14 protein-coding genes and 1 pseudogene are annotated in these 15,356 nt (G+C 50.6%); 11 read left to right on the forward strand and 4 right to left on the reverse strand.

What is annotated here, in order from left to right; genetic code table 11:
• Nucleotides 1-36: 36 nt before the first annotated feature.
• From dxs to L3556_RS08835, 8 genes are all read left to right on the forward strand, one after another.
• Nucleotides 37-1,950: a 1-deoxy-D-xylulose-5-phosphate synthase gene (gene dxs / locus L3556_RS08800; RefSeq protein ID WP_277866904.1), complete on the forward strand. Its 1,914-nt coding sequence runs from the start codon at nucleotides 37-39 to the stop codon at nucleotides 1,948-1,950.
• A gap of 19 nt (nucleotides 1,951-1,969) precedes the next feature.
• Entirely contained in the window at nucleotides 1,970-2,575 is a 606-nt protein-coding gene (locus L3556_RS08805; RefSeq protein ID WP_277866905.1) for a DUF3318 domain-containing protein, read from the forward strand.
• Complete coding sequence (gene psb29, locus L3556_RS08810) at nucleotides 2,547-3,344, forward strand: photosystem II biogenesis protein Psp29 (protein ID WP_277866906.1); 798 nt, start codon at nucleotides 2,547-2,549, stop codon at nucleotides 3,342-3,344. Before L3556_RS08805 ends, psb29 begins: the two co-directional genes overlap by 29 nt.
• A 126-nt stretch (nucleotides 3,345-3,470) precedes the next feature.
• On the forward strand, nucleotides 3,471-5,480 hold the full coding sequence (locus tag L3556_RS08815; RefSeq protein ID WP_277866907.1) for a GspE/PulE family protein: 2,010 nt from the start codon (nucleotides 3,471-3,473) through the stop codon (nucleotides 5,478-5,480).
• A 55-nt stretch (nucleotides 5,481-5,535) separates the two neighbouring features.
• The gene (locus tag L3556_RS08820) at nucleotides 5,536-6,630 is read left to right on the forward strand and encodes a type IV pilus twitching motility protein PilT (RefSeq protein ID WP_277866908.1); all 1,095 of its coding nucleotides are present in this window, start codon (nucleotides 5,536-5,538) and stop codon (nucleotides 6,628-6,630) included.
• A 35-nt stretch (nucleotides 6,631-6,665) separates the two neighbouring features.
• Nucleotides 6,666-7,892, forward strand: a complete 1,227-nt coding sequence (locus L3556_RS08825) for a type II secretion system F family protein (protein ID WP_277866909.1) — start codon at nucleotides 6,666-6,668, stop codon at nucleotides 7,890-7,892.
• A 51-nt stretch (nucleotides 7,893-7,943) separates the two neighbouring features.
• A complete protein-coding gene (locus L3556_RS08830; protein ID WP_277866910.1) occupies nucleotides 7,944-8,411 on the forward strand; it encodes a J domain-containing protein in 468 nt (155 codons plus the stop codon).
• Nucleotides 8,412-8,413: 2 nt separating this feature from the next.
• Entirely contained in the window at nucleotides 8,414-8,686 is a 273-nt protein-coding gene (locus L3556_RS08835) for a DUF3143 domain-containing protein (RefSeq protein ID WP_277866911.1), read from the forward strand.
• A 13-nt stretch (nucleotides 8,687-8,699) separates the two neighbouring features.
• On the opposite strand, the gene uppS is transcribed toward L3556_RS08835, so the two are convergent.
• The 3 genes from uppS to lysA are packed head-to-tail and all read right to left on the reverse strand — an operon-like array spanning nucleotide 8,700 to nucleotide 11,838.
• On the reverse strand, nucleotides 8,700-9,449 hold the full coding sequence (gene uppS, locus L3556_RS08840; protein ID WP_277866912.1) for a polyprenyl diphosphate synthase: 750 nt from the start codon (nucleotides 9,447-9,449) through the stop codon (nucleotides 8,700-8,702).
• Nucleotides 9,450-9,483: 34 nt separating this feature from the next.
• Nucleotides 9,484-10,383 (reverse strand): diadenylate cyclase CdaA, encoded by a 900-nt coding sequence (gene cdaA / locus L3556_RS08845; protein WP_277866913.1) that lies wholly within the window; start codon nucleotides 10,381-10,383, stop codon nucleotides 9,484-9,486.
• Between the two features lie 18 nt (nucleotides 10,384-10,401).
• On the reverse strand, nucleotides 10,402-11,838 hold the full coding sequence (gene lysA / locus L3556_RS08850; RefSeq protein WP_277866914.1) for a diaminopimelate decarboxylase: 1,437 nt from the start codon (nucleotides 11,836-11,838) through the stop codon (nucleotides 10,402-10,404).
• A gap of 291 nt (nucleotides 11,839-12,129) precedes the next feature.
• Between lysA and cbiT the strand changes: the two genes are divergently transcribed.
• Nucleotides 12,130-12,732: a precorrin-6Y C5,15-methyltransferase subunit CbiT gene (gene cbiT, locus L3556_RS08855; RefSeq protein WP_277866915.1), complete on the forward strand. Its 603-nt coding sequence runs from the start codon at nucleotides 12,130-12,132 to the stop codon at nucleotides 12,730-12,732.
• 59 nt (nucleotides 12,733-12,791) lie between these two features.
• Nucleotides 12,792-13,628: a 16S rRNA (cytidine(1402)-2'-O)-methyltransferase gene (rsmI, locus tag L3556_RS08860; protein ID WP_277867630.1), complete on the forward strand. Its 837-nt coding sequence runs from the start codon at nucleotides 12,792-12,794 to the stop codon at nucleotides 13,626-13,628.
• A gap of 40 nt (nucleotides 13,629-13,668) precedes the next feature.
• Here rsmI and L3556_RS08865 read toward each other — a convergent pair whose 3' ends face one another.
• Complete coding sequence (locus L3556_RS08865; RefSeq protein WP_277866916.1) at nucleotides 13,669-14,616, reverse strand: DNA-methyltransferase; 948 nt, start codon at nucleotides 14,614-14,616, stop codon at nucleotides 13,669-13,671.
• A gap of 430 nt (nucleotides 14,617-15,046) precedes the next feature.
• On the opposite strand from L3556_RS08865, the pseudogene L3556_RS08870 reads away from it, so the two are divergent.
• Nucleotides 15,047-15,211: pseudogene (locus L3556_RS08870) on the forward strand (transposase); the annotation flags it as partial.
• Nucleotides 15,212-15,356 lie beyond the last annotated feature (145 nt).

Consider the following 15,356-nt stretch of genomic DNA (forward strand, 5'->3'; position numbering starts at 1 on the left):
AATATCCCCGATTTACGTCTGCGAGGCCCAGTGCTTATGCATTTGAGTGAACTCACCCACCCTAATCAGCTTCATGGACTGTCTATCCCCCAACTTAAGCAAATTGCGGCGCAAATCCGTGATAAACACCTAGAAACAGTGGCTGCGACGGGGGGGCACTTGGGGCCCGGCTTAGGGGTTGTGGAACTCACCTTAGCCCTGTATCAAACCTTAGACTTAGAGCAGGATCGGGTGATCTGGGATGTGGGTCACCAAGCCTATCCCCACAAAATGTTGACGGGCCGCTATCACAATTTCCATACCCTGCGGCAAAAGGATGGCATTGCTGGCTACCTCAACCTGCGGGAAAGTTCCTTTGACCACTTTGGTGCGGGCCATGCCTCCACCAGTATTTCTGCGGGCTTGGGCATGGCGATCGCCCGGGACATGAAGGGGGAAAATTTCAAGGTGGTCTCCATCATTGGGGATGGGGCCCTCACCGGCGGCATGGCCCTAGAAGCCATTAACCATGCAGGACATTTACCGGATACACGCCTCCTAGTGGTTCTCAATGATAATGAAATGTCCATTTCCCCGAATGTGGGGGCCATTCCCCGCTACCTGAATAAAATGCGCCTCTCTCCCCAGGTGCAATTCCTCACCGATAACCTGGAAGAGCAGTTTAAGCACATTCCCTTTGTGGGGGAAAGTCTCACCCCAGAGATGCAGCGGATTAAGGAAGGCATGAAGCGATTGGCCGTTCCCAAAGTCGGAGCCGTCTTTGAAGAATTGGGCTTCACCTATGTCGGCCCCGTTGATGGCCATAATTTGGAGGAAATGATCCACACCTTCAATCATGCCCATGGGTTGACTGGCCCCGTCTTGGTTCATGTGGCCACCACCAAAGGTAAGGGCTATGCGATCGCCGAAAAAGATCAGGTGGGCTACCACGCCCAAAATCCCTTTGATCTGGTGACAGGAAAGGCCAAGCCCTCCGGCAAGCCCAAACCCCCCAGCTATTCCAAGGTTTTTGGCCAAACCCTGACAAAACTAGCGGAGGCGGATCCCCGCATTATTGGTGTCACCGCTGCCATGGCCACCGGAACTGGCCTGGATATTTTACAAAAACGGGTTCCCCAGCAATACATTGATGTGGGCATTGCCGAACAGCACGCCGTCACCATGGCTGCAGGCCTGGCAACCCAAGGGATGCGCCCCCTTGCAGTAATTTACTCCACCTTTTTGCAGCGGGCCTACGACCAAATCATCCATGATGTGTGCATCCAAAAGCTGCCAGTCTTTTTCTGCCTCGATCGGGCCGGGATTGTCGGTGCCGATGGCCCCACCCACCAAGGGATGTACGACATTGCCTACCTGCGCTGCCTCCCCAATATGGTCTTGATGGCTCCCAAGGACGAAGCCGAACTCCAGCGCATGTTAGTTACCGGTATTGCCCATACCCAAGGCCCCATTGCCATGCGCTATCCCCGGGGAAGTGGCTATGGCGTGGCGTTGATGGACGAAGGCTGGGAACCCCTGCCCATTGGTAAGGGGGAACTTCTCCGCCAGGGAGATGATCTATTATTAGTGGCCTACGGTTCCATGGTGTATCCCGCCATGCAGGTGGCCGAATTACTGATGGAGCATGGTGTCAATGCCTCGGTGGTCAATGCGCGGTTTGCCAAACCCCTGGATCGGGATTTGATTTTGCCCCTAGCTGAAAAAATTGGCCGCGTTGTCACTGTGGAAGAGGGCTGTCTCATGGGCGGATTCGGTACGGCAATTTTAGAAGCCCTTCAGGATGCCGGGCTACTTTTGCCTGTATTGCGCCTGGGCATTCCCGATCTATTGGTGGAGCACGCCACGGCGGATCAGTCCAAGGCCGATTTAAGTCTCACCCCGGCCCAGATGGTGGCTAAGATTTTAGCCCAATTTCCCGTCCCCCAAACTGCGGTCACCATCCAAAGTTAACCCTTGAGACCGTTAACCCATGAATCCCGATATTGAAATTCGTCGTTTATTAGATGTGATGCCAGCATCGGGACGGATGCGATGTAAACTCCTCAATCGCTCCAATCAACCCCTTGTGATCCACTACCAGCCTCCCCTTCCCTGGGGAGATCGCCTGATTGAGATTAACTTTCGCCTCTGGAGTCAGTTGTCCCGACCCCAACGAGATTTACTCATTCTCCGGGCGGTGGCCTGGCTAAATCGTTCCAAGCTGATCAAACTAGATGTTTACCAAGGTCTGACCGTCGCTGGGGTAGTGGGGGCAACGGTACAATTTATCCAAGCAGATCCCGTCGGTGTTGTCTTGGCGGGGGGGCTGACGGCCTTTGCCGGACTACAGATCTGGCGGAATAGTCGGGGTCTGCCTGTGGATATAGATGCCGATAGTGAAGCCCTGCGAATTGCCCAGCGTCGCGGATATAGCGAAACCGAAGCCGCCGCGGCCCTACTCCAGGCGATCGCCACCGTTGCCACCCTTGAGCGGCGGGCCAATCTAGATTTTAATGAACTTGTCCGCAGTCAAAATCTGCGCCGGATTGCTGGACTTGAGCGGGCCGATGAACCCGAACCCCTGCGATCGCCCTAGGCCGGTTTTGCCTCCCTTTGCGAAAGCGACAGTAACCAGGGAGAATAGGATTAAGTTAACTAAAATTTTGAATTTTGCCACCGTGGAAACTCCTCGCACCGTCTCCGATACCAAAAAAGCATTCTATACGGCCCATACCCGTCCCATCCACTCCATTTTTCGTCGCTTTATTGAGGAGCTACTGGTCGAAATCCACCTGTTACGGGTGAATGTGGACTTTCACTACACCCCCCTATTTGCCCTCGGGGTAGTCACCGCCTTTGAGAAGTTCATGGCAGATTATCGACCGGAAGGCGATCGCCCATCAATTTTTACGGCCCTGTGCCACGCTGAAGAACTCGACCCCGATCAGCTTCAACGGGATGCGAGTAGCTGGCAAACTTATCAAGGACAATCCCTAGATCACCTCCTAGATCAGTTAAATCAGGGAGAGAGCAGTCCCTTAGCTGCCGTTGCCCACCACCCAGGAAAATATAATCGCCTGACAGCCATCGGTCTATACGCCCTGATAGATTTGATCAACCCAGAAATGATCAGCGACGTCGGACAATTGAATGCCGGACTTGAACAACTGTGCCCCCCCCTCAACTTACCCACCGAAAAGGTGAAAAAAGACCTTGAACTCTACCGGAGTAATCTCGAAAAAATGGTACAGGCCCGCAAACTCCTCACAGAAGTCGCGGCCCTTGACCGCAAGCGGCGATCGCAGGCTGAGTCCCCCCTATCCGCAGCGGTTGATACCAATTCCGATACCCCTGCTTCCACCTAAGAAAGCTTTACAATATTTAACCTGATTTAACCAGTATTCAGTCCCAGGAAGCGGCCACTGGATTAACTATTTCATAAGAGTTATTGCTACTATAGTAGGCAAGCCGTCCCCACCCAATTTGCCCCTATGGTCAATACATCATCATCCCGTAGAGCCATTACCGTCCGTAAAGCCAGTAGCCCCACCGAGCGGTCTCTGGTTTCATCGGGGTATGCCAATCTCGAACAAGTGCGTGAAGCCCTAGCCACCAGTCGCAAAAATGGTACCTCCCTAGTACAGGTACTTCAGGACATCACGGGTGTGGCCATGCCCCCGGAGGTCATGCGCCAGTATAAAAAACAACAATTATTTGAACTAAAGGTCATCTATGGCGTAGATTGCCTTGATCCAGAGTTAAATCGTTTTCCCACGGATCAAATTGGCGAACTGATTAAAACCATTTTGCCCATTGATACCTGTCGTACCTATCAAGCCATTCCCATTTCATTGCATCGCAATAGCGATCCCCCCTACCTCTTAGTGGCCATGGTGGATCCCGACAACCTACAAGCCGTCGATAATCTCACCAAGACGCTGCGGAGTCATAGCCTTAGCTTCAAACGCATGGTGATCACCCAAGAAGATTACCAGCGATTGATTAACCCCTTCCTCGAAGAACAAGTTGCGGCGGCCACGACTCAACAACCCGCTGCGATGGGAGCCATTGATCTTGATGATGACCTTGAAGCCATTGGCGGCCTAGAGGATGCCGAAGGGGATCAGGAAGTTGACCTCGTAGATGCGGTCAAGGGGGCAGAAGATGCACCGATTATTGCCCTAGTTAACAAAATTCTCGCCAAGGCTCTTCAGGATGGCATATCTGATATTCACATTGAACCCCAGGAAGAAGCCTTACGAGTTCGCTTCCGTAAGGATGGTGTGTTGCAGCAAGCCTTTGAACCCTTGCCCAAGCGAATTATTCCGGCGGTGGTCTCCCGCTTCAAAATTCTGGCCGACCTAGACATTGCCGAACGGCGGGCCCCCCAGGATGGTCGGATTCGTAAAATATTCCAAGGTCGTCGCATTGACTTTCGGGTGAATACTCTACCTAGCCGTTGGGGCGAAAAAGTTGTACTGCGGATTTTAGATAATTCCTCTACCCAACTCGGTCTAGATAAGCTGATTACGGATCCCGAAAGTCTGGAAATTGTTCGGGACATGACCAAGCGACCCTTTGGCTTGATTCTGGTGACCGGGCCGACTGGCTCTGGGAAAACCACAACCCTCTATTCAGCCCTAGCGGAATGTAACAGCCCTGGGGTAAACATTAGTACCGCAGAAGATCCCATTGAATATACACTGCCCGGGTTAACCCAGGTGCAGGTGATTCGGGATAAGGGAATGGACTTTTCCTCCATTCTCCGTGCATTCCTCCGCCAAGACCCCGACGTGATTCTGGTGGGGGAAACTCGGGATAAGGAAACCGCAAAGACGGCGATCGAGGCTGCCCTCACCGGTCACTTAGTGTTAACGACGTTACACACCAATGATGCTGCCAGTGCCGTTGCCCGTCTCTCGGAAATGGACGTAGAACCGTTCATGGTATCAGCGTCGCTCCTTGGTGTTATTGCCCAGCGGCTAATGCGACGAGTCTGCTCAGAATGTCGTGTTCCCTATAATCCCAACCCAGAGGAACTGGCGCGCTTTGGACTATCGGCATCCAAGGATATTAGCCTCACCTTTTATAAGGCCAACAAACTAAGTGCCGAGCAAATTCAAGTAGCAAAAGCCAGTGGTCAACCCATTTGTTCTAAGTGTGGTGGCGTAGGCTACCGAGGACGGTGTGGGGTCTATGAAATCATGCGGATTACAGAGCGGCTGCAAACCCTGATCACCGAAGGTGCCCCCACGGAGCGAATCAAGGAAGCGGCGGTGGAAGATGGCATGAAAACCCTTCTAGCTTACAGTCTCAAGCTCGTTCAGGATGGTCATACCACCCTAGAGGAGGTGGAGCGGGTTACCTTTACGGATACCGGGCTGGAGGCAGAACTCAAAGCCAAGCGGAAAAGCTCCCTCACCTGTCGAGTGTGTGGAGCCGAAGCCCAACAGGAATGGTTGGAGTGTCCGTATTGCATGACTCCCCGCTTTGAGGATTAAACCTATACAGTATCCATTCATTGCCCCTAGGAAGCCCTAACTGAGGATAACGCCCATGGATTTAATGATTGAAGACTTAATGGAGCAGGTGGTGGCCAACGGTGGTTCTGACCTCCATATTTCCGCTGGATTGCCCCCCTACATTCGCATTAGTGGTAAGCTCACGCCCACGGACTATGAGCCTCTCACCCCTGAGCAATGCCAGCGGCTCATTTTTAGTATGCTGAATAACACCCAGCGCAAACATCTGGAGCAAAACTGGGAACTGGATTGTTCTTACGGGGTACGGGGACTGGCCCGTTTTCGGGTGAATGTCTATAAAGATCGGGGAACCTATGCCGCCTGTCTACGGGCCTTAAGTTCTAAGATTCCTACCTTTGAACAGTTGGGCTTACCCAATATTGTCCGGGAAATGAGTGAGCGACCCCGGGGATTGATTCTCGTGACGGGGCCGACCGGTTCTGGGAAAACGACCACCCTGGCAGCGATGATTGACCTGATCAACAAAACCCGTGCCGAGCATATTTTGACCGTTGAAGACCCGATTGAGTTCGTCTATGAACCCATTAAGAGTCTGGTTCACCAGCGACAGGTGGGGGAGGATACCAAGAGTTTTTCCAACGCTCTCCGGGCCGCATTACGGGAAGACCCAGATATTATTCTGGTGGGTGAAATGCGTGACTTAGAAACCATTCAGTTAGCCATCTCGGCGGCGGAAACCGGTCACTTGGTTTTTGGAACCTTGCACACCAGTTCTGCACCCCAAACCGTTGACCGGATGGTGGATGTGTTTCCGCCAGAACAACAAACCCAAATTCGGGTTCAGTTGTCCAACTCCCTAGTGGCCGTATTTAGCCAAACCTTGGTATCTAAGAAAAATCCCAAGCCCGGTGAATTTGGTCGGGTGATGGCCCAGGAAATCATGGTCGTAACCCCAGCCATTTCCAACTTAATTCGGGAAGGTAAAACCTCTCAGATTTACTCTGCGATCCAAACTGGGGCAAAATTGGGAATGCAAACCCTGGAAAAAGTGTTAGCAGATTATTATCGTGCTGGCGTGATTGGTTATGAAGCAGCGATGTCTAAAACGTCCCGTGCCGATGAGCTTCAACGCTTGATTGGGACTGGTACAACCGCCGCAGTTCGTTAAATGCTTGGAGTAGATTACTTAATGGGGATTGACTGATGGCTACCTACGAGGTTCGCATTCGGGATGCTCAGGGCAAATATAAGACACTAAAGGAAGAAGCTGCCACACCCAAGGAAGCTCGCTTGAGTGTGCAAATGCAAGGAGGGGTGCAGGTTTTAGAGATCAAGGAAGCGCAAAAGTTTACGCTGAAGTCCGACCTTGATCTAAGCTTTCTATCTAAGATTACCGTCAAGGACCGGGCAATTTTTTCCCGGCAATTTTCAGCCCTAGTGAATGCGGGAGTTGCCTTGGTACGGGGTCTGGGGGTCATGGCGGATCAGTGTACCAATCCAAAGCTGAAGAAGGTGCTGATGGCCGTCAATAATGACATTCAGCAGGGGGGAAGCCTGTCTGAGTCTATGCGGCCCCACCCAGAGGCCTTTGATGATCTCTACGTGGCGATGATCCAAGCAGGGGAAACCGGTGGGGTACTCGATGAGGTTTTGAATCGGCTCTCCAAACTTCTGGAGGATCAGGCGCGCTTAAATAACCAAATCAAGTCTGCCTTGGCCTATCCTGTGGTCGTCGGACTCTTGGCGGTGAGTATTTTCCTGGGGATGGTGATCTTTTTGATCCCCGTCTTTGAAGGGATTTTTACCCAGCTTGGGGGAGAATTGCCGGCGTTTACGCAGCTTATGGTGAACTTGAGCGAATTTCTACGCAATCCGTTGAACATGAGCATTCTGATTGTTACCGTGATTGGCATTGTATTTGGGGTGCGGATGTACTATAAAACCCCAGCGGGTCACTTGATGATTGATCACATGATGCTCAAGCTGCCTCTGTTTGGTGATTTAGTGGAAAAAACCGCCGTTGCCCGCTTCTGCCGTACCTTTGGTTCTCTATCCCGATCGGGAGTGCCGATTCTACGCTCCCTGGAAATTGTCAGTCAAACGGCTGGGAATCAGGTTATTTCCAATGCCATTGATAATGCAGCGAAGGAAGTGCAAACCGGTGGAATGCTTAGTATTGCCCTGCAACAGGCCCGGGTGTTTCCTGTGTTGGCAACCCAAATGATCAATGTGGGGGAAGAAACGGGGGAACTGGACAAGATGCTGATGAAGGTGGCGGACTTCTACGAGGATGAGGTGGAGCAGGCGGTGAAGTCTCTCACCAGTGTGATGGAGCCACTGATGATTGTGGTGTTGGGGGGCATGGTGGGTTCCATCTTGATTGCGATGTACTTGCCCATGTTCAAAATCTTTGAACTCATTGAGGGATAAGCACTCCGGCAACTATTAGGGATATAGCATGTGGTCTAGTGTGGTGGGGTGATGATGCCTGAAAAAAACGCCCAAGGGTTGACCTATTACCAACTTTTAGAGGTTGAACCAGGATGCTCTCTCCAAGAGCTACGGCGGGCCTATCGGGAAAAAAGTAAGGTTTATCACCCAGATACCACGACATTGCCCATGGCCCTTGCCCGCGATCGCTTCGATCGCCTGAAGGAGGCCTATGCTACCCTAACAAATCCTGAGGAGCGTTTGCGCTACGATCGCCACCTACAGACCAAAAGGATGATTCGTTCATCTGATCTGGGGGAAGGATTGCCCCCTAAATCCCTGGATGTGGAGTATGGTTTACCGTCTCGACCCTATCGAGAGCGACCTCTTTCACCAGGAGAGATTTTTGCATTATTTATCCTTGGGTTGACGTTTGTGGGATGCTTGGTACTCGCAGTTATTGTTGGTTTTACCCGGGGTGACTGGATGCTCCAGGCGTTGCACTATTTTTCGAGTTAGTTATGGTTGATTTGCCCGCGGCTACCACTCCTCTCTATAATCATGGATTGCCCCAAATTGAATTTTGGCTAACACAAAAGGGTTGTGTTCAGAATCGTACAAATTTACACTGTTGGCAGTTTGAGCGACCGGCTTGGGAAGCGGAAATTTGCCTGGATATTGAGGAGTTAATGGTGCGCTATCACGATCGCCAGGGGGGAGATACGGTACAGCGATCCTTTAAGTATTCCCTGAGTCGTCAAGATATTGAAGCGGCTATTTTTGCGGGGCCCTAGAGTTGCAGACCCCCTAAAGACGACCAAAACGGCGATGACGTTGTTGATATTGGAGAAGAGCTTGGTGGAACGCACGGCGATCGAAGTCGGGCCAGAGGGTCTCTGTGACATAGATCTCAGCATAGGCAACTTGCCAGAGTAAAAAATTACTGACCCGCATTTCCCCACTGGTACGAATCAACAGATCCGGATCGCAGATACCCGCCGTGTAGAGGTGACGTTCAAATAGGGCTTCGTCAATATCTTCGGGGTTGAGTTGCCCCTGACTGGCTTGGGTGGCGATCGCCCGACAGGCTTGAATGATTTCCCGCCGCCCCCCATAGTTTGTTGCGACAACAAATTGAATTTTCTGATTATGCTGGGTAGCCTCCATCGCCCGTTCAATTTCTGCTTGCAGGGAAGCAGGTAAACAGTGGAGATCGCCCACAAAGTGAATTTGTACCCCTTCGTCAATCATTTCATTGATTTCCCGGCGGAGAACCCGCTCAAATAGGGTCATCAAGAAATCCACTTCCGGCAGGGGTCGACCCCAATTTTCGGTGGAAAAGGCATACGCCGTCAGGGCTTGAATACCCCAATCTTTGCAACAGCGCAGCAGATCCTTGAGGGTATCAACCCCCCGCTGATGGCCCATGATTCGGGGTAGGTTACGTTGCTTGGCCCAGCGACCATTCCCATCCATGATCACCGCCACATGGCGGGGAATCCGCTGAATATCAAGATCCGGCGGTAAGATTGTTAAGTGTTGGGGCTGGGTCGTCATGGTGGGTCTTTGGGGGTGTCTAAATAGGGAAGTGTTAGCGAAGGGGCCAAACCATTTTTAAGAATTTCAAAGGGAATCGACGGGGGCTACTGGTTAAGGTTCCACTAGGATTTCTTTTAAGGTACTGCTCTAACAACTCCCCTAGTTTACTGCTAGTCAGGGGACGTTGTAGTTCTCCTTTAATCGCTAGGGAAATAGAACCCGTTTCTTCGGAAACCACCACACATAAACAATGGCTAAACCGTTCCGTCATGCCAATGGCAGCCCGGTGACGAGTGCCCAATTGCCAGGGACCGGTGCGCTCTGAGAGGGGCAAGATCAGTTTGGCCGCCAAAATTTGGGAACCACGGATGAGAATGGCACCATCATGGAGGGGGGAACTGGTTTGGAAAATGGTATGGATTAACTCCTTGGATAGGGCCGCATTTAGTCGCACACCGGCATGGGTAAAATCCTGGGCAGTGAGATTTGTATTGGTTTCCAGTAAAATCAATGCTCCGGTACGATTTTGGGATAGATCTTTGACTGCTGCCACAATAATACTGATGGGGTCTTCGGTAGTGTTGCGACTACTGATGGGGGGACGTAATAGCTCAAAAATTTTACCCCGTCCCAGTTGCTCTAAAAAGTAGCGAATTTCCGGTTGGAGAATGACCGCTAGGGCTACCGCCGATCCTACTACCAGATTATTGAGGACAAATGCTAAAAACTTTAAGCCAATCCAATTGCTCAGGGACGCTGCAAAAATCAAGAAAATAAATCCCCGTACCATCCAGAGGGTACGCCGTTCGGCAATCACCAGCAGAACAATATAGGTGAGAGCTAAAACTAAACCAACATCGGCTAAGGTACGCACCAACACCCAGGTCCGTGTTGAAATAACAGGCCAGGTAAATCCCCAGAGCCAGTAGGCAAGGGTCATGCTGCTGGTCATCAAGCCGCTCCACTCCAATTACAGTTTGGGATCAGTTTGGTGGGGATCAGTGGGGTTGGATCCTAGGCGCGAGGGCAACACATCCTGACGAATTAAATCCCGATAGGTTTCCCGAATGAGGATTAAATTTGCTTCTCCTCCTTGAACCAGTACCGCTGCCGGTCGAGGGACTCGGTTGTAGTTGGAGGCCATACTTGCGTTGTAGGCCCCCGTGGCTAAGACCACAAGAATATCCTCGGGCTGTAAGGGCGGTAATTCAATATCTTTCAAAAGAATATCTCCCGATTCACAATGTTTACCAGCAATGGTGACAACTTCCGCTAGGCTCTCGGTCATCCGGTTTCCGACAACGGCACTGTAGTCTGCCTGGTAGGTAATGGGGCGGGGATTGTCGGACATGCCACCATCCACGGCCACATAGGTGCGGATTTCCGGAATCTCTTTGCGTCCCCCCACCGTGTAGGCGGTAACTGTTGCCGGCCCAATCAGCGATCGCCCCGGTTCACACAATAGTTTAGGTAAGGGTAGGTTGCGACGTTGACAAGCGGCGGTGATATTTTTGGCAATCTGTTCCACCCAGGTGGCGATCGCCGGCGGCTCGTCCGTTGAGGTATAGCGGATTCCCAGTCCCCCGCCCACATTTAGCTCCTGCATGGGTAATCCAATATCCTGGGCCGCCAAAAGCCAATCTGCCAGCACCTCCGTCAAGTCCTGGTGGGGCTGGAGTTCAAAGATCTGGGAACCAATGTGGGCATGGAAGCCGACCCAATTTAGCTGGGGATGATTCAGGGCAAAATCAAACAACTGGGGAAGTTGCTGGGGATCAAAGCCAAATTTATTATCTAGATGCCCGGTGCGAATATATTCATGGGTGTGGCACTCAATGCCGGGGGTAATTCGCAGCATCACCCGGGGGGGTGTCCCCCCTAGGGTTTGGCCGTAGTCCGCTAAACGCTCCAGTTCTAGCCAGTTATCGGCCACCAGGGTGCAGCCCACCTCTAGGGCAAATAGCAGTTCATCCGGTGATTTATTATTTCCATGGAAATAGATGGCATCGGCGGGTACTCCTGCTTCTAGGGCGGTGTAGAGTTCACCACCGGAGACCACATCAATGCCTAGACCTTCACTGTGGGCCAGGGCGCAGGTAGCTAGACAATTCCACGCCTTCGAGGCAAAGAGAACTAAACTTTCCCCGCCATACTGTTGTTTTAGGGTGCGGTGGTATTGTTGGCAGGCGGTGCGAAACGTGGTCTCATCCACAATGTAGAGGGGAGAGCCAAAGCAATGGACTAAATCCACCACATCACATCCACCAATTTCCAGATGGCCGCGGCTGTTGGTAAGGGCAGTGAGGGGAAGTAACTGCTGATTGGCCGCCAAAGGGGGAATAGCAGCATCGGCGATCGCCCCAGAAGGAATGCCCGAGGAAAGGGTGGTGCTAGGAGAAGAAATCATACCGTCAGTAGTGAGGTGAAAGGACAAAAGTATCCCAGGGGACGTTTATCTTGTGGGATAAAATTAGGCTGTGACCAGCAGTGAAATACCTACTTCCAGTTTGACATTCTCCCTGCGGATTCAGGGGAAATCCAACAAAAATTAAGTCGATTCAGGGGTTTTTCTGAATATCTATGGGTTATGGGTATGATTGAGACATCAGGGGGAAAGTCATCTAAACCCAAGGTTAACAGATGCAATCGTTTCCTCAACTGGTCAATATTTTTACCCATCGGAGTTAGTACGCATTTTATGGTTGCCTCAGCTTGGCCCTACGTGACTCCTGGAATCCCCGATCGCGAGTTTGAGCGTTTACCAGGCATTCCCTTAACCAAGCGGGAAACGCGACTACTAATGCTATCCCATTTACGCCTAGAGGCCGACTCGACACTGTGGGATATTGGTGCGGGCACGGGCACAATCGCCGTGGAAGCCGGTTTATTAGCATCCCAAGGGAAAATTATTGCCATTGAGCGGGATGAGGAAGTGGCCAGCTTAATTCAACGGAATTGCGATCGCTTTGGTGTTAGTAATGTGCAGATCATTCAAGATAGTGCCCCGGAATGCCTGGCCCAGTTAGCCTTTCCGCCCCAGCGAATTTGTTTGGAGGGGGGGCGACCCATTAAAGACATTTTGGAGCAGGCCTGGCAATACTTGATTCCCGGAGGTCGGTTAGTGACTACCACCAGTAGCCTGGAGAATCTCTATGCTATTTCTGAGGCATTGGCCGCCGTTCAAGCCCGTAGTTTAGAGGTGGTGCAGTCGGTAATTAATCGCCTAGAAACTCGGGGCGGTCATCAAATTTTTGCGGCAGTGGAGCCGATCTTTATCCTCAGTGGCGAGAAAGTTCTGTGATCTCGGAGCCGTCCGTCTCTTTGGTTGAAAACGATACGGGCGATCGCCTCGACCCTAAATTGGGACAACTATATATTGTTGCAACCCCCATCGGCAATCTACAGGATATAACTCCCCGCGCCCTGGAAATATTGAGCCAGGTTGATTTAATTGCCGCCGAAGATACCCGCCATACGGGCCGCCTGTTAGAACATTTTCAGATTAAAACCCCCCAGGTTAGTTTTCATCAGCATAATGTCGCCCAACGCCTGCCTCTATTACTGAATCGCCTCCAGCAGGGGCAACGGTTGGCCCTGGTTAGTGATGCGGGCTTACCCGGCGTGGCAGACCCAGGGTATGAGTTGATCCGTGTCGGTATTGATCACCAGATTGCCATCTGTCCTATTCCTGGGGCCAATGCGGCTTTAACGGCCCTGGTAGCCTCCGGTTTACCCATGGATCGTTTTACCTTTGAAGGGTTTTTACCCCGCAAAGCGAGTCATCGCCGCGATCGCCTCCAAGAGTTAGCCCAGGAATCGCGCACCATGATTCTCTATGAAGCTCCCCACCGTTTACGCAAAACCCTCAGGGACTTAGCCGATAGTTTCGGGGGCGATCGCCCCATTGTCATTGCCCGAGAACTCACCAAACGCTATGAAGAATTTTGGCGCGGTAGTTTGACCCAAGCCTTAGTAAATTATGGTGAAAAAGACCCCAAAGGGGAAATAACCTTAGTCATTGGTGGCTATGGTGGGCAGCCAAATTCAATGGAAGAATATCAATGGCAAGATCACCTGCGCGATCGCCTAGAGCAAGGTATTCCCCTCTCCCAAGCTACCCGTGAACTCGCCCAGGAAATGGGTTTATCACGACGAAAATTGTATCAAGCGGCCCTAAAATTGAATCTAGAAAATTAATACAAAAATAACAACGATTTTTTGAGGCAATGATTTTAAGTTATTTCTCGTTAATTGATTTTCCCTGAATCCATTCATCAGGAACTCTAGAAATTTTCTCTCTACCCGTGGGTTGGTGCAGAGGTTTACCCAGGGGGCGCAACTTTAATTCACCCCTTTGAAATTGATTGATCCTCTCTTTGGCAATATCAATATACTGACGTTCACGTTCAATGATCATACCGCGTCGATCATGCTTAATTGCAGCAATCAATGTCGAGCCAACGCCACCAAAGGGATCTAGCACCCAGTCCCCTTTATTACTGAAGGCCAATACACATCGTTCAACCAACTCCACTGGAAACTGACATGGATGAATCGTTTTCTCGGGATGATTGGATTTTACATTGGGAATATCAATAATGCCTTGACTCCATTCTTCTTCCATGATCGCCCAGAAGTCAGATGGATTTTTTCCCAGGGGATTACCACTCGGTTTACCAATATTTTGCCCTTTATAATGGCGTTTACCAGGGTATTTGGCGGGAACACGCACTGCATCCAAATTGAAGGTATAGTCTTTTGTTTTAGTAAACCAGAGAAGGACTTCGTACCGCCCAGATAGCCGCTTAGAAGCGTGCAAACCATGATTGAAGTGCCAGATAATACGATTGCGTAACTGCATTCCCAGAGACTTAAAAATGGGATAAACATAAATATCAAGGGGAAACACTTCGCCATTTTGTACATAATTCCCCACTTGCCAAACAATACTTCCTTGGTTGGAACAGAGACGAACCTGCTCCCTTAGTATGTTTTTCTGCCAATCTAAATATTCATCCAGACCGACGTGCTTTTCATAGCTTTTGCCAAGATTATAGGGGGGGGATGAAATAATTAACTGAAAAGACGCATTGGGCAACTGTTTTGAGATTTCTAGGGTATCCCCCTCTGTCATGACGAGATGGGCCATTGATCGATAGGACTGCTCAATACAAAGGGGATTCACCCATGCCTCCCTAGGCTGATTGAGTAAATAACAGAAGGATGAAATTTGCGTTATACGGAGAGAGAGTCATTGTAAATAGGACTTGAAACAACTTATATGACTGGGTTCACATGGAGGGTGAGTCTTAATGTGCTCACAAAAATGCCCCCAGATTATTGTCGCTGGGAAAAGATGGGAGTAGAGGTTTTGAGATACTGCTGGGCGTAGACTTCCTGTCGATGGCATTTCATCTGCCGGCCCTAGAACCATTATGGACAGTAAGATGTCAGCTTATCATTTTGTTGTAAAAGTTTGAAGATTCACTCGGACATGGGTGACCTTGTCTCGAAAAAGTGGACAGTGAAATTAAGCGGAAATGGGTGAAATTAGGGAGCGGTAATAATGATCCTCCAATTGAGCAGCCGTAGAAATCCGAGAGAATCTCAAGGAAGAGTTTGAGGTGGGCGCAAAGCGTTGGGTCGTAGAGCGTACGTTTGGGTGGTTGAATTTTTATCGACGATTGAGTAAAGACTACGAGTTGTTGCCTGAAGTCTCTGAGTCAGCCATCTATGCGGTAATGGTTCACCTGACACTACGCTACCTTGCCCCTGCTTAATCTTTCTTTTTAAACAGCCTCTTAGGGGAATTGTGGAATGAAGTGATGGCAGAACTACCAAAAAGTTGAGGATCAAGGGCTGATTTTAGGCAAACTTTAGGCAAGATTTTTTAGGCAGGGCTTGTAACCCTTACTAGAATAGGGT

Source organism: Candidatus Synechococcus calcipolaris G9, assembly GCF_029582805.1.
GTDB lineage: Bacteria > Cyanobacteriota > Cyanobacteriia > Thermosynechococcales > Thermosynechococcaceae > Synechococcus_F > Synechococcus_F calcipolaris.

What these genes read in the sequence shown, in the direction of transcription:
- L3556_RS08825 (WP_277866909.1), top strand. Translation starts at nt 6,666, where the DNA reads ATGGCTACCTACGAGGTTCGCATTCGGGATGCTCAGGGCAAATATAAG.
- psb29 (WP_277866906.1), top strand. Translation starts at nt 2,547, where the DNA reads ATGAACCCGAACCCCTGCGATCGCCCTAGGCCGGTTTTGCCTCCCTTT.
- L3556_RS08830 (WP_277866910.1), top strand. Translation starts at nt 7,944, where the DNA reads ATGATGCCTGAAAAAAACGCCCAAGGGTTGACCTATTACCAACTTTTA.
- cbiT (WP_277866915.1), top strand. Translation starts at nt 12,130, where the DNA reads ATGGTTGCCTCAGCTTGGCCCTACGTGACTCCTGGAATCCCCGATCGC.
- dxs (WP_277866904.1), top strand. Translation starts at nt 37, where the DNA reads ATGCATTTGAGTGAACTCACCCACCCTAATCAGCTTCATGGACTGTCT.
- uppS (WP_277866912.1), bottom strand. Translation starts at nt 9,449, where the DNA reads ATGACGACCCAGCCCCAACACTTAACAATCTTACCGCCGGATCTTGAT.
- L3556_RS08805 (WP_277866905.1), top strand. Translation starts at nt 1,970, where the DNA reads ATGAATCCCGATATTGAAATTCGTCGTTTATTAGATGTGATGCCAGCA.
- L3556_RS08820 (WP_277866908.1), top strand. Translation starts at nt 5,536, where the DNA reads ATGGATTTAATGATTGAAGACTTAATGGAGCAGGTGGTGGCCAACGGT.
- L3556_RS08815 (WP_277866907.1), top strand. Translation starts at nt 3,471, where the DNA reads ATGGTCAATACATCATCATCCCGTAGAGCCATTACCGTCCGTAAAGCC.
- cdaA (WP_277866913.1), bottom strand. Translation starts at nt 10,383, where the DNA reads ATGACCAGCAGCATGACCCTTGCCTACTGGCTCTGGGGATTTACCTGG.
- lysA (WP_277866914.1), bottom strand. Translation starts at nt 11,838, where the DNA reads ATGATTTCTTCTCCTAGCACCACCCTTTCCTCGGGCATTCCTTCTGGG.
- L3556_RS08835 (WP_277866911.1), top strand. Translation starts at nt 8,414, where the DNA reads ATGGTTGATTTGCCCGCGGCTACCACTCCTCTCTATAATCATGGATTG.